Raw genomic sequence first — 13,853 nt, 5'->3', positions numbered from 1 at the left:
CGGTCTGCTACTCCTGAAACGCGGCGGCCAATGGCGCAGGCAGATCAAACTCCGTCAAAACCCGCACGCGGGCCTCGGCTGACATCTTGCGCGCGGTTTTTTGCACGATGCGTTCGATCTTCTCGGGGGTATGTTTCTCGGCGAAAGGCGCGAAATACCATTTCAGGAACACGAAACAGATCACATCCTCCAGCGCCTGCACTTCGGCATCGCGCTTGATGCCCTGTTTGCGCAGCATCCGGCCCGTGGCGTCGACATCCTCGGCACCATAGCCTTCGGTCTCCATCAGGGCGCAGACCAGGTCGGCGTGATGCTCGGCCTGCGCGCGCCGCCAGGCCAGATACCCGGCCCGGCCTTCGGGATATGCGCTGCGTGCCAGTTTCCAGCGTTCCACATGCTGCCCGCGCGCGGCGATCTGCAGCGGTTCTGAGGCGTCGGGGACAAGACGCGCCAGTTCCTCGCTCATGCGTTGACCATAGAGTAACGCTTCGGGTTGGCCCTCGTCCTGGCGCGGGTCCTGGGCGTTGGTGGCATCAATGGCGTCGATCACACGGGTGAGTGCGGCTGTCATGGCGGGCTCCGGCTGTGGCTGTCGTAATGGCGGCCCCATAGGCGCAGCGTTTCCCAAGCTTGTCCAGATACGCTAGAGTGCCATTGCATCGATGGGAATGATCGCGCCACGATGCGCGATCACCCGTGCCGCCAGGTTGTGGCCACGGCGCATGGCCTCGTGATCAGAGCACCCGCTGGCAATGGCCGCCAGATAACCGGCGTTGAAACTGTCACCGGCGGCCGTGCTGTCGATCACGCGCGCGACCCGCGCCAGCCCGTCCGGAACCGTCCTGTCGGCCAGAGATAACGGCCCCTCGGCCCCGCGTTTGAGTGCGCCGCGCGTCACACCCGCCGCGGCAAGCCGGGCCAGAACCGCATCCTCGCTGCTCTCACCGAACAGCGCCATCTCGTCATCGACCGAAGGCAGCGCCAGATCGGCCAGCGACCAATATCGCATGGTCCAGTCCCGCGCCGTATCGCAGTCCTCCCAGAGGGTCGGGCGATAATTGCTGTCGAAGGCAAACCATCCGCCCGCCGCCCGGAACCTGTCGATCCGTTCGGCCAGCAGGACGCGGACAGAGACGGGAAGGACCGCCAGCGTGATGGCCGAAAGATAGACCAGATCGAACTGATCCAGCACATCCGGCGTCACCTTGCAGGGCGCCGAGAACAACGTGCGCGCCGCCGAATCCGAGCGCCAGTAGGTAAAGCTGCGCTCGCCGGCCTCATCGGTGTCGATCGCATAGAGGCCGGGGGACTTGTCCGCCCGCTGCTCGATATGCGTGGCGTCGATCCCGTGCGCGGCCATGTCGGCCAGAATGCGCGCGGAAAACCGGTCGGCTCCCAGCGCGGTCAGGTATGATACCGGGGTGTCCGCATTGGGCAGCAGCCGCTTGAGATACACGGCGGTGTTATAGGTATCCCCGGCGATGCCCAACCGGATCTGGCCCTGCGGGTCAGAGGCCAGCTCGATCATCACCTCACCGATGCAGGCCTGCCTGCGGATGGAACGCTTGGACGTCATGGTCGGGGTCTCTTTCTGAGGGTCAGATCTCGCCGAATGTGGCCCGCACCTGAGCCCAGGCTTGTGCAAGGTGGGCGCGCAGGGCGTCTTCGGCAGCGTCGGGATCGCGCATCAGGATGGCTTCGAAGATGGCCTTGTGGGCCTCGTAATTACGCCGGTTCCGGTCCGGCAGTCGGGGCATCCGCATCCAATGCGGCGCCAGCCAGGTGGTATAGGCGCGCTGAACCGCAGGCAGGACGGGATTGCGTGAAATGTTAAAGAAAACGGCATGAAACTGCGTGTCGGTCAGATAAAATAGTTCGGAATCGTTGATCGCCATCCGGTTCTCGTCCAGCGCGTATTTGAGGGCCGAGATGTCGTCCCGCGTCGCCTCCTTGGCCGCCTGACGCACCAGCGCCGCTTCGACCATGATGCGTGTTTCGAACAGATTGCGCACGCCGCCTGGCTGGTCCAGCAGATGCCCGACCACGCCACTGATGGTTTCGATTGCGGTATCGACTCCGGGTTTGCGCACCACCGGGCGGAACCTTGGGCGGGTTTCGACCAATCCTTTGCCAGACAGCATCTGAACGGCCTCGCGGACAACGGTGCGCGAGATGCTGAATTCTTCCATCAATTCGCGTTCCGAGGGCAGCGGGTTGCCGTCCACCAACTGGCCGGTCCGGATCTTGCCCTCGAGGGCCCGAACGATCTGGTCAGCGGCTCGGCCCGCGCTTGTGCCTGTCTTTACCACTGCGGCTCCTGTTTCGCGTGATCATTTGGCAGCGACGCAAGGATCGCCCCTTTTTGTCATACAAAATAGACGGGCCAATTGCAATCAATGGCCGGTTTTTGCGGTCTTTCTCAAGAAGGGGTGATATTTGGTTGTACCAAATAGATACTGGCTGGGTATTTGGCCTGCTAAAGTAGTGGGCTGCATTCCGGCACCGGGGTTTTGACCTGCCCGCAGCGCTTGTGCAGCATCAGGTTCTCGACCGCCAGTTGACCCATCGCTGCGCGGGTTTCAAGGGTGGCGCTGCCGATATGCGGCGTCAGGATGGTGCGCGGATGAGTGCGCAGAGCCCTGGGGATGCGCGGTTCGTCCTCGAATACATCCAGCCCCGCCCAGCCCAGGCGATCCTCTTGCAGGGCCGCCGCCAGCGCGGTCTCGTCCACGACCGAACCGCGTCCGACATTGATCAGCACGCCTTCGGGCCCGAGGGCCGCGATCACCTCGGCATTCACCATGTGCCGGGTTGCCGTGCCTCCGGGTACTACGCAGATCAGCGCATCCACGGATTTTGCCAGGTCGACAAGATCGACGTGGAACGCGTAACTGGCATCTTTGCGCGACCTGGCGGTATAGCGGATGGTACAACCGAAGGCTTCGAGCTTGCGGGCGATTGCCATGCCGATCCTGCCCAACCCCAGAATGCCGACCGTTCGCCCATCCGCGCTGCGGGCCAGGGGCAGCCCTCCGTCTGTTTCCCAACGGCCGGTCCGCGCCTGCGCCATCTGTGCCTCCCAGTTGCGGTAGCAGGACAGGTAGAGCAGAACCGCTGTACTGGCGACCTCTTCGTTCAGGACATGAGGTGTATGGGTCACCATAACGCCGCGCCGCACGGCGGCATCGGTGTCGATCGCGTCATAGCCGACCCCGTTGCAAGAGATCAGTTCCAGAACCGGCAGCGCCGCAAGATATGTGTTGGGCAGTCCCAGATGCCCGTCGGTCAGCACATAGCGGATTCGATCACCATTCCTTTGCAGCCAGCGCAGCGGATCAGCCATGTCGCAGGACTGGTGCAAGGTGAATTCAGTTCCCAGCGTCGTGCTCATGTCCTCCGTCACCGGGGCGACAACAAAAACGTCGCTCATCAGACACTCAATGGTTGTCGCGGGGCAGCGATTTACGTGAGATGTCGCGGTAGTCCGGGGCATCCCGCAGCACCATGCCCTTGTCGAAAGGCTGCACCAATTCGCGGAAATATTGTTGCCAGGGCGACTGGCTTTCGGGCACCGGATAGCCACCCCGCGCCTGCAGATCGGTCCTGCGCGCCGCCAGTTCGGCCTCATCGACCAGCATATCCGCCGTGCCCCTGGTCAGGTCGAACCTGACCCGGTCCCCCGTCCGCAACAATGCCAGCCCGCCGCCATCCGCTGCCTCGGGCGAAGCGTTCAGAATGGAGGGCGACCCGGAAGTCCCCGATTGCCGCCCGTCACCGACGCAGGGCAGTGCGTCAATCCCGCGTTTCAGCAAATAGGCAGGCGGGCGCATGTTGACCACTTCGGCCCCGCCGGGATAGCCCTTGGGGCCAGCACCGCGCATGAACAGGACGCAGTTTTCGTCGATCTCCTCTGCCGGGTCGTCGATCCGGTGGTGAAAGTCTTCGGGCCCGTCGAACACCACGGCGCGCCCTTCAAAGGCGTTCACGTCGTCGGGATTTGACAGGTAGCGGGCGCGGAATTCCGGGCTGATCACGCTGGTTTTCAGGATCGCGCTGTCGAACAGGTTGCCTTTGAGGTTGATGAACCCCGCCTCGGGCTTCAAGGCCTGCGCCAGTGGGCGAATGACATCTGCATTGCCCGAACGCACGGCTCGGCAATTGTCATCCATGCTCTGCCCGTTCGCGGTGATCGCATCCGGATGGGGCAGCAGCCCGGCCGCAAGCAGTTCGCCTATCACTGCCGGGACTCCACCGGCACGGTGGTAGTCCTCGCCGAGATATTCTCCGGCGGGTTGCAGGTTGACCAGCAGCGGCACCTGATGGCCCACCGCCTGCCAGTCGTCATTATCCAGCGGCACGCCCAGATGCCGCGCAATGCCGTTCAGGTGGATCGGTGCATTGGTCGACCCGCCGATGGCCGAGTTGATGACGATGGCATTTTCGAAAGCAGCACGGGTCATGATGTCGCTGGGTCGCAGATCTTCCCAGACCATGTCGACGATCCGTCTGCCGGTCTCATAGCTGATCTGCCCGCGCTCGCGATAGGGCGCCGGGATCGCCGCCGCGCCGGGCAGCTGCATACCCAGCGCCTCGGCCAGCGAGTTCATCGTCGTCGCGGTGCCCATGGTGTTGCAATATCCCACCGAAGGGGCCGAGGCGGCGGCAATCTCCATGAATTCGGTGTCGTCGATCTCACCCGCGGCCAGCTTCTCGCGTGCTTTCCAGATCACCGTGCCGGAGCCTGCGCGCTCGCCCTGATACCAGCCGTTCAGCATCGGCCCGACGCTAAGCGCGATGGCGGGTACATTGACCGTTGCCGCCGCCATCAGCAGCGCGGGTGTGGTCTTGTCGCAACCGATATTCAGCACCACCCCGTCGATCGGGTAGCCGAACAGCGTCTCGACCAGCGACAGATAGGCGAGGTTGCGGTCCAGCATCGCCGTGGGCCGTTTGCCGGTTTCCTGGATGGGATGCACCGGCACTTCCAGCGGCGTGCCACCCGCCGCGATGATCCCGTCGCGCACCCGCTTGGTCAGTTCCAGATGGTGCCGGTTGCACGGGCTCAGATCGCTGCCGGTCTGGGCGATGGCGATCACCGGCTTGCCCGATTGCAACTCTTCCCGCGTAAGCCCGTAATTCAGGTATCGCTCCAGATACAGCGCTGTCATTTCGGGGTTTTCGGGGTTCATGAACCATTGCCGCGACCTCAGGTCTTCGGGCTTTACTTTCGGCATGGTTTCCTCTCCCATGAGTTTTGTCGGACCAAATAAGACGTTAGCGCAATCAGACAGGATGTGGCGGCGGGCTGCAAGGGCGAACTTGGTCATGCGCGGGTGTGGGTCGATGCTGGCACGGTCTGGAAAAGGGGACGGGACATGCAATCAAAGATCAGGACCGCCTTGCTTGGGACCGGGTTGATGGGGTTTCCGATGGCGCGGAACCTGCTTGCCGCCGGGTTCGACACCGCCGTCTGGAACCGCAGCGCGGACAAGGCGGCCCCGCTGGCAGAGTTCGGCGCGCGGGTCGCGGCCTCTGCTGCCGAGGCGGTGGCGGATGCGGATGTGGTGATCAGCATGCTGTCCGATGGCCGCGCGGTTCTGGACCTTGCCGGGCAGGGGGGGCTGCGCGCCGCGCTGAAACAGGGCGCGATCTGGGTCGACATGTCCAGCACCAAACCGGACGAGGCGCGCGCGCTGGCCGATGGCCTGCAGCAGATCGGTGTCGAGGTACTGGATGCGCCGGTCTCGGGCGGAACTCGCGGGGCCGAGCAGGCAAGCCTTGCGATCATGGTTGGCGGTGCCCCTCAGATATTGGACCGTGCGCGCGCCGTGTTGCAGGCGTTGGGCCGGCCCGTGCATGTGGGGCCGACCGGCGCGGGACAATTGGCGAAGCTGGCCAATCAGACCATCGTTGCCATCACCATCGGCGCGGTGGCCGAGGCGACATTGCTGCTTGAGGCGGGTGGTGCGGATGCAACGGCGGTGCGCGACGCGCTGAAGGGTGGCTTTGCCGACAGCGCCATCCTGCAACAGCATGGCGCAAGGATGAGCGCGCGCGATTTCACCCCCGGCGGGCCATCGCGCCTGCAAGTCAAAGACCTGGACAACGCGCTGGCCGAGGCCGAGGGGCTGAACCTTGTCCTGCCGAGTGCGCGCGCGATCCGTGACAGGTTTCAGCGCTATGTGGCGGAACTGGACGGTGCGGACCGTGACCATTCGGGCCTGTTCGAAGAACTGCTGGACCTGAACGGGCGCGTGGCAACCGACACGCCCTGACAGCCCTCGCACCTAGGCCTCTGCGGTGCCGGGATTCTTCGGAAGCAGATTGCGCGACAGGTGGTCGTGGATGCGCTGCCGGAGAAGCGCCTCGTCATGAGCGAGCGCCGCTTCGAGAATGCTGCGATGTTCTTCGACATTTTCAGCGATATAGGCGAACTCGCGGTCGCTGCTGATCATTTGCTGGCGAAATTGCTGATAGATGCGGGCATGGGTCTGTTTGAGGATGTCCGACCCGCAGGCTTCGATCAGGGTCTGGTGGAACTCCAGCTCTGCCTCGGTCCAGAGCGTCAGCAGCATTGATGTCTCCCGATCATCGCCGATCCGGCTTTCGATATGGGACAGTTTGTGATGGGCCGCCGCCAGCCTGGCCTCCCAGGCGACGCCGCCATTGCGGACCGATCGGCACGCGCCTTCGGATTCCAGAAGGATTCGGAATTGGGTCAGATCATGCTGGAGGGTGGGTGACCGCTGCGGGATACGAAAACCGCGCTGCTCCTGGAAATCGACAAGGCCCACGGTGGACAGGCGGAACAGGGATTCGCGGACCGCGCTGGCGGAGCAGTCATAATCCTTGCGCAGCGCTTCCGGCCTAAGCCGTTGGCCCGGCGCGAATTCTCCGTTTACCACGCGGTCGCGCAGAGTGTCATGAAGCGAGGGGGATGTGGTCATGAGTTTGTTCCAATTGTCGGATCAAAATACCCCAAAAATTTCGCCAAACAATAAGAATTACGAAATTTTAGAAAAATGCACAATTTTCTTGTCAGAAAAAGGGGGGCTGACTAGTTTAGTCATACCAAATGCGGCACAGGGAAGAGGAGACCTCAGCCGCATCTGCAAAAACCAGGGAGGACATAATGAAATTACTCAGGATATTTTCGGTTGCGGTGTCGGCTGCGGCCTTGTCGGTCGGGGCGGCGCTTTCGGCCTCGGCAGAGACCACCACGCTACGCATCCAGACCCATTTCTCGCCCGAGACGCTGTCTGGCCAATTGGCCAAGAAATTCGTTGATGACGTGACTGCCATGTCCAATGGCGAGATCGAGATCGAGATGTTTTATTCCTCTGCCGTCGTGAAATCGGCCGAGACATTTGACGCGGCCGCAACCGGTATTCTGGATTGCGACATGACCGGTGGCGCCTATCAGACCGGCAAGAACCCGGCGTTCCAGTTCGCGGGCGACCTGATGGGCGGCTATGCCAACCCCTATCAGCAGATGGCCTGGCTGCTGCATGGCGATGGCCGTGCGAAGATCAACGAGCTTTATAACGGCCACAACATGCAGTTCATCGGCTGGTGGATTCCGGGGCCTGAATCGCTGTCCTCGACCAAGCCCATCAGCGGTGTGGAAGACTTCAAGGACTGGAAGTTCCGTTCGCCCCCGGGCATGGCGACGCTGGTGTTCAAGAACCTCGGCGCCTCGCCCATCGTGATGGATTTCAACGAGATCTTCACCGCGCTGGAAACAGGCATCATCGATGGCGCGGATGCCGCCAACCTGACCAACAATATTGGTCTTGGCCTCTATGACATTGCCAAGCACACCAACTATCCGGGTTTCCACTCGATGCCTGCCGACCATCTGGCCTGCCGCATGGACGTATGGGAGGCGATGCCGGATCACCACAAGGCCATCATGACCGTCGCCATGGACGCGCTGGCGCTGCACAACGCCACGCTGAACGAGGTCAAGAACGCCCAGAACGCCAAGCTGCTGCGGGACCAGGGCGTGAACCTCTATGAATGGTCGCCCGAAGAGCTTGCCAAGTTCCGTCAGGCGGTGAAGGCCGGGTGGACCGAGTTTGCCACCACACCGGAATCCAAGGAACTGCTGAACAGCCATATCGAGTTCCTGACCGGTATGGGTGCGATGTAACCCAACCCCCGTGCTTTGCACGGTAAGCGACTGGCGGCAGGGCGCAGGTGTCCTGCCGGACCAATCCTAATCTGACAGACTGGCGCAGGATGAAGATCACCGGGATCACCAGCCATGTGCTGCAGTATGACCTGCCGGAACCGCTGGGCTATTCGCAGCAATATTACAGCACGCGCAGCGCGCATCTGGTCAGGGTTGACACCGATGCCGGGCTGACCGGCTGGGGCGAGTGTTTTGGTCCCGGAACCGTGGCTCTGGCCAACAAGACCATTGTCGAGCGGGTGATCCGGCCAATGGTGCTGGGCATGCAGGCGCTGGACCGCGACGTGATCTGGCACAAGGTCTACAATCTTCTGCGCGATCACGGCCAGAAAGGCATGCCGATGCAGGCGCTCTCGGGGGTGGATATCGCGCTCTGGGATATTGCGGGCAAGGCGGCGGGCCTGCCGGTGCATAAGTTGATCGGTGGCGCGCATCGCAGCGATGTGCCGGTCTATGGCTATGGCATGATGCTGCGGGACGAACCCGTCGGTGATCTGGCCCGCCGCTTCGAGGATGAGGCCGCCGCGATCCGCGAAATGGGTTTTGCCGCCACCAAGATGAAGGTTGGGTTTGGCCCGAAACCGGATGTCGAACTGGCGTGTGCCGTGCGTCGCGGTGTCGGCGACGATTTTCCGTTCATGGTCGATGCCAACCACTGCTACACGACCAGTGATGCCTTCTATGTCGGGCGGGCGCTGGAGGAACTGGATGCCTATTGGTTCGAAGAGCCCGTGGCACCCGCGGATCATGACGGCTATCGCGAATTGCGCGCCGGGCTGAGCATCAATATATCAGGTGGCGAGGCTGAATTCGGGCGCTGGGGCTGGCGCCGCATTCTGGAAAACCGGGGGCTGGACATTGCCCAGCCCGAGGTCTGCGCGCTGGGCGGGATCACCGAATATCTGCGGGTTCTGGCACTGTGCCACGCGCATTTCACACCGGTGGCCAATCATGTCTGGGGCTCGGCCATCGCGGTGGCCGCCAACCTGCAATTGCTGGCCGCGATGCCGCCCCTGCCGGGTGGCTTGCACCCGTGGGAGCCGATGCTGGAGTTCGACACAACCGATAACAGGTTCCGCGACGACCTGCTGCTGCAGCCGTTGGATATTCAGGGCCAGGTCAGGGCGCGCGCAGGCCGCGTCGCGATCCCGGGTGGTCCGGGTCTGGGCATCGAACCAGACCCGGATTTCATCCGGCATTATGAAATCACATGAGCAAGGGAGGGGGCGTCTTGGAAGAGGAAACCGGTGGATTTTGGGAATGGGTGATCCCCCTTGCCTTTCTGATCTGCACGGGCTGGGCGATCTGGCACACGCCCGCCTATCTTCTGGATTTCATTCCGCCAGACAATCCCAGCCTGTTCGACCAGATGAGCGAGCTGCATCTGCGCAAGGATGTCACCCCCGGCCTGCCGGGCCTGTTCGGCGGGATCGCCGATGCGCTGGACTGGGCCGCGCTGATCCTGATCCCGATCGTCTTCGTGATCGGCTGCCTCACCGTGAAGGTTGCGCCGATGGAATATCCGCATTGGCGGTCGATCGACCGGATCGCGCTGTTCATCGGTCGGGTCACGATGATGATGATCATCTCGATGACCGGCGTGATGCTGTATGAGGTCTTCCTGCGCTACGTGATCGAGGCCCCGACGCTCTGGGCGAACGAACTGACGCTGTGGATTGCGGGGTTCGTGTTCATGGCCTCGGGCATCTATGCGATGCAGCAGCGCAGCCATATCCGCATTTTCATCCTGTATGACCTTGCGCCGCGCTGGATGCAGAAATTGTTCGACACGATCTCGGTCGTGCTGCTGGCGATCTTTGCGTTCTTTCTGGTCTTCGGCAGCTACCACCAGGTTTTTGTCACAAAATTCTACAAATGGGAGATGTTCGGCACCGCCTTCGACCCGCCGATACCCGCCACCATGCAGCCGATGGTGCTGATCACCGTGGTGCTGATCGCGCTTCAGGCGATCGTCAACCTGATCGCCGACTGGAACCTTGAGCCGACCGTGCACACAGCGGCGGACGATATCGACGAAGAAGAACTTGAAGCAATCAAACGCAGCGTGGGGTCTGACTGATGGATGTAGGAACGATCTCGCTTGTTCTGGTCTTTGGCCTGATCATCCTGCTGGCGATCGGGATGCCGCTGGGTTTTGCCTCAGCGGTGCTGGCGCTGGCGGTGATGATCATGAAGTTCGAGCCCGAGCTGATCTTCAACCCGCTCAGCTTTGGCGAAGGCATGCTGACAGGGCGGCCCGGCACCGGCGCGCTATACATTCTAACCCAGAAGATATTCGACCTGTTAACGGAATATGTGCTCATATCCGTGCCCCTGTTCATCTTCATGGCGGCGTTGCTGGAACGATCCGGCATCGCGAAAGAGATGTACAACGCGCTGGATTTCTGGCTCAGCCGGGTGCGCGGCGGGATTGCCATCGTGACCTCGCTGATGGCGGTGATCATGGCGGCCATGTCGGGGATCATTGGCGGAGAGGTTGTGCTGCTGGGCCTGATCGCGCTGCCGCAGATGCTGCGGCTGGGTTACAACCAGAACCTCGCGATTGGCACGATCTGCGCGTCAGGCTCGCTGGGCACGATGATCCCGCCCTCGATTGTGCTGATCATCTATGGTCTGATCACCGAAACCTCGATCAAGGCGCTGTTCACCGGGGCGTTTGTGCCGGGCTTCATGCTGGCCAGTTTCATCATCCTTTACATTGTGATCCGCACCCAGCTCAGGCCCGAGGACGCGCCGCTGCCCACACCGCAGCCTGGCGATCCGACCGGGGTGCAGAAACTGGGCATGTTCGCCGCCTTTCTGTCGATTCTGCTGGCGGGTGTATCCGCCCTGTTGCTGGTGCGGGTCGGGTTCCTGACCCTGACCGGGCAGAACGCGGCGCTGGGCGAAAACGTGGATCCCATCGCACTGGGCATGCCCCATCACATTCCGTGGCTGGTGATCAGCTTTGTGCTTGGGCTGGCGCTGATCTTTGTGGTCTTCGGGCGCGAGCGGTCAAAGCTCGGCTGGGCGCATGGTAAGGGCCTGGTGCCGCCGTTTACGGTGATCGGCGTCGTGCTTGGCTCGATCTATGGCGGCATCACCGGCATCACCGAAGCCGCCGGCATGGGGGCGATGGCCGTGTTCATCATCGCTCTGTTCCGGGGTGAGGCCTCGGTCGCGCTGGTCTGGGACAGCCTGATGCGCACGCTGCGCTCGACCGGCACCATCATCTGGGTCACCGTGGGCGCGGCGGCACTGTCGGGGGCCTATACGCTTGCAGGCGGGCCACGCTATATCGCGGATCTGATCGTGGGGGCCGACATGCCCACGATGCTGGTGCTGCTGACCATGATGCTGATCCTGCTTTTCATGGGGGCGTTCATGGACTGGGTCGGGATCGTGCTGCTGATCATCCCGGTCTTTCTGCCCATCGTGCAACGCCTGCCGATCGAAGAGATCGGCTTTGTCGGCCAGCTCAGCCCGCAGCATGTGTCGATCTGGTTCGGGGTGCTGTTCTGTATGAACATGCAGGTCAGTTTCCTGTCTCCGCCCTTTGGACCGGCGGCGTTCTACCTCAAATCCGTGGCCCCGCCGCATATCTCGCTGACCGACATCTTCCGCGGGTTCCTGCCCTTTATCGGTGTGCAGATCCTGGCGCTGGCGGTGCTGCTGATCTGGCCGTCCATCGTCACCGTTCTGCTTTAGGGGAGGAGCAATGACGCAGCCAAAGCGCATCCTCGTCATTGGCGCCGGGCTGATCGGCAGTCGCCATGTGGCCGCGGTGCACTGCCATCCGGGTTGCGTTTTGGCCGGGGTGGTGGATGCCGATCCTGCGCGGGCGGATGAAACGGCCCCGTTTTTTCGAGACCTCTTCGACGTGGATGTCCCGGTGGATGGTGCGATCATCGCCACACCCACCGGGCTGCATCACCCGCAAGGCGTCCATTGCGCGGCGCGGTGCTGGCACATGCTGATCGAAAAGCCGGTCGCGACCACCGTGGAGCAGGCTCATGATCTGGCCCAGATCGCCGCGCGCGCCGGGGTGCGCTGCCTGGTCGGTCACCATCGCCGCTATCACCCGGCAGTGGATGTGCTGCGCGAAGTTGTGGGCTCGGGGGCGATAGGTGATCCGATCAGCTCGACCCTGATCTGGTCGGTGCGCAAGCCCGAGGATTATTTCTCGGCCCTTTGGCGCCAGTCCGAAGGCAGCCCGGTGATGATCAACCTGGTCCATGACATCGATCTGCTGCGCTTCGTGCTGGGCGAGATCACCGACATCTGCGGCTTTGGTGCCCAACCCCAGCGCGCGGCAGGCCGGGTCGAAAGCGGTGCCGTTGCGCTGCGCTTTGCCTCGGGGGCCTGTGGCACGATCAGCTTTGCCGACACCGCGCCCAGCCCCTGGGGGTTTGAGGCGGCGACCGGCGAGAACCCCAATATCGCCACAACCGGACAGGATATGTGGTGGATCACCGGCACATCCGGCGCGGTCTCCTTCCCGTCGCTGACGCTCTGGACCGGTGCGCGAGACTGGTCGCAAGCACCAAGCCCCGCGCGACTGGAGGCGCAAAGGGCTGTGCCGCTCGACGCGCAATTGGGGCATTTCCTCGAAGTGATCGACGGGACGGCAGCGCCCATCATCAGTCTCGATGATGCGGCGCGAAGCCTGCAAGCCACCTGCCGGATCGAGGCGCTTCTGGCGGCAGATATCAAGACCGGAGATATGGCCCATGTGGTCTGAGCAGCAAAGAGAGGGCAAGGGATGAGCAAACCGGAAATCGGATTTATTGGCCTGGGATTGATGGGATCGGCCATGGTTCATCGGTTGCAGGATCGCGGCTATGGCGTGACGGTCATGGCCAACCGGTCGCGTGCCAATGTGGAGGCCGCCGTGGCGCGTGGTGCGACCGAGGTCGCCTCGGCCCGCGCGGTGGCCGAGGCCAGCGATGTGGTGATGCTCTGCATGGATACCTCGGCCAGCGTCGAGGCGCGGATGCGCGGGCCCGAGGGCGTGATCGCCGGGCTCCGGCCCGGCGCGGTTGTGGTGGATTTCGGCACCTCGCTGCCCGCCAGCACCCGCATGCTGGGGGCAGAGGTGGCAGAGGCAGGGGGTGCCTATCTGGACGCGCCGCTGGGCCGTACCCCGGCCCATGCGCTGCAGGGACAGCTCAACATCATGACGGCTGGGGACAACGAGGCCTATGACCGGGTCAAGCCGGTGCTTGATGATCTGGGCGAGAACGTCTTTCACCTGGGTGCGCTGGGCGCGGGCCATACGGTCAAGCTGATCAACAACTTCTTTGGCATGACTGTCGCCAACGCCATGGCCGAGGCTTTTGCTATGGCTGATGTTGCGGGCGTCCCCCGACAAAGCGTCTATGACGTGATGGCCGCCGGGCCGCTGCATTCGGGGATGATGGATTTCGTCAAGGCGTATGGTGTTGATGGCGACCCGTCGATGCTGGCCTTTGCCATCAAGAACGCCGCCAAGGATGTGGGCTATTACGACCAAATGGCGCGGGACGCAGGCGTGTCCTCGCAAATGGCCCCGGCGGCGCTGGGCGCGCTGCGCGCGGCGGTGGACGAGGGACGTGGCGAGGAGATGGTCAGCCAGATGATCGACCATTTCGTGGCGCGTTTCGCGGCCAAACCGGGCTGA

General features: G+C 62.8%; 13 protein-coding genes. 7 read left to right on the top strand and 6 right to left on the bottom strand.

The window, feature by feature from the left end; translation table 11 throughout:
• Window positions 1–7: 7 nt before the first annotated feature.
• The 5 genes from M3P21_RS06965 to M3P21_RS06945 all read right to left on the bottom strand — a co-directional run bounded on the left by M3P21_RS06965 (window position 8) and on the right by M3P21_RS06945 (window position 5,234).
• A complete protein-coding gene (locus M3P21_RS06965; RefSeq protein ID WP_249707996.1) occupies window positions 8–571 on the bottom strand; it encodes a DUF4202 domain-containing protein in 564 nt (187 codons plus the stop codon).
• A 72-nt stretch (window positions 572–643) separates the two neighbouring features.
• Window positions 644–1,576, bottom strand: a complete 933-nt coding sequence (locus tag M3P21_RS06960) for a sugar kinase (RefSeq protein WP_249707994.1) — start codon at window positions 1,574–1,576, stop codon at window positions 644–646.
• 22 nt (window positions 1,577–1,598) lie between these two features.
• On the bottom strand, window positions 1,599–2,309 hold the full coding sequence (locus M3P21_RS06955) for a FadR/GntR family transcriptional regulator (protein ID WP_249707992.1): 711 nt from the start codon (window positions 2,307–2,309) through the stop codon (window positions 1,599–1,601).
• 167 nt (window positions 2,310–2,476) lie between these two features.
• Window positions 2,477–3,430, bottom strand: a complete 954-nt coding sequence (locus M3P21_RS06950) for a 2-hydroxyacid dehydrogenase (RefSeq protein ID WP_249707990.1) — start codon at window positions 3,428–3,430, stop codon at window positions 2,477–2,479.
• 7 nt (window positions 3,431–3,437) lie between these two features.
• Window positions 3,438–5,234 (bottom strand): IlvD/Edd family dehydratase, encoded by a 1,797-nt coding sequence (locus M3P21_RS06945; protein WP_249707988.1) that lies wholly within the window; start codon window positions 5,232–5,234, stop codon window positions 3,438–3,440.
• Between the two features lie 60 nt (window positions 5,235–5,294).
• Between M3P21_RS06945 and M3P21_RS06940 the strand changes: the two genes are divergently transcribed.
• The gene (locus M3P21_RS06940; protein WP_373319964.1) at window positions 5,295–6,275 is read left to right on the top strand and encodes an NAD(P)-dependent oxidoreductase; all 981 of its coding nucleotides are present in this window, start codon (window positions 5,295–5,297) and stop codon (window positions 6,273–6,275) included.
• Window positions 6,276–6,287: 12 nt separating this feature from the next.
• On the opposite strand, the gene M3P21_RS06935 is transcribed toward M3P21_RS06940, so the two are convergent.
• A complete protein-coding gene (locus M3P21_RS06935) occupies window positions 6,288–6,947 on the bottom strand; it encodes a GntR family transcriptional regulator (RefSeq protein ID WP_249707984.1) in 660 nt (219 codons plus the stop codon).
• Window positions 6,948–7,132: 185 nt separating this feature from the next.
• Here M3P21_RS06935 and M3P21_RS06930 point away from each other — a divergent pair, with 185 nt between their 5' ends.
• From M3P21_RS06930 to M3P21_RS06905, 6 genes are all read left to right on the top strand, one after another.
• On the top strand, window positions 7,133–8,152 hold the full coding sequence (locus tag M3P21_RS06930; RefSeq protein WP_249707982.1) for a TRAP transporter substrate-binding protein: 1,020 nt from the start codon (window positions 7,133–7,135) through the stop codon (window positions 8,150–8,152).
• Between the two features lie 89 nt (window positions 8,153–8,241).
• On the top strand, window positions 8,242–9,408 hold the full coding sequence (locus M3P21_RS06925; protein ID WP_249707980.1) for a mandelate racemase/muconate lactonizing enzyme family protein: 1,167 nt from the start codon (window positions 8,242–8,244) through the stop codon (window positions 9,406–9,408).
• A gap of 17 nt (window positions 9,409–9,425) precedes the next feature.
• A complete protein-coding gene (locus tag M3P21_RS06920; RefSeq protein WP_249707978.1) occupies window positions 9,426–10,274 on the top strand; it encodes a TRAP transporter small permease subunit in 849 nt (282 codons plus the stop codon).
• Window positions 10,274–11,902 carry a TRAP transporter large permease gene (locus tag M3P21_RS06915; RefSeq protein WP_249707976.1) on the top strand — a complete coding sequence of 543 codons (1,629 nt, stop codon included), beginning with the start codon at window positions 10,274–10,276 and terminating at the stop codon, window positions 11,900–11,902. Before M3P21_RS06920 ends, M3P21_RS06915 begins: the two co-directional genes overlap by 1 nt.
• 10 nt (window positions 11,903–11,912) lie before the next feature.
• A complete protein-coding gene (locus M3P21_RS06910) occupies window positions 11,913–12,935 on the top strand; it encodes a Gfo/Idh/MocA family protein (protein WP_249707975.1) in 1,023 nt (340 codons plus the stop codon).
• Between the two features lie 21 nt (window positions 12,936–12,956).
• Window positions 12,957–13,853 (top strand): NAD(P)-dependent oxidoreductase, encoded by an 897-nt coding sequence (locus M3P21_RS06905; protein ID WP_249707974.1) that lies wholly within the window; start codon window positions 12,957–12,959, stop codon window positions 13,851–13,853.

Origin of the sequence: Ruegeria spongiae, from assembly GCF_023502395.1 — a bacterium.
Taxonomy (GTDB): Bacteria; Pseudomonadota; Alphaproteobacteria; order Rhodobacterales; family Rhodobacteraceae; genus Ruegeria_C; species Ruegeria_C spongiae.
Note: the sequence above shows the minus strand (reverse complement) of the source record. Positions and strands in the feature narration are given on the sequence as shown.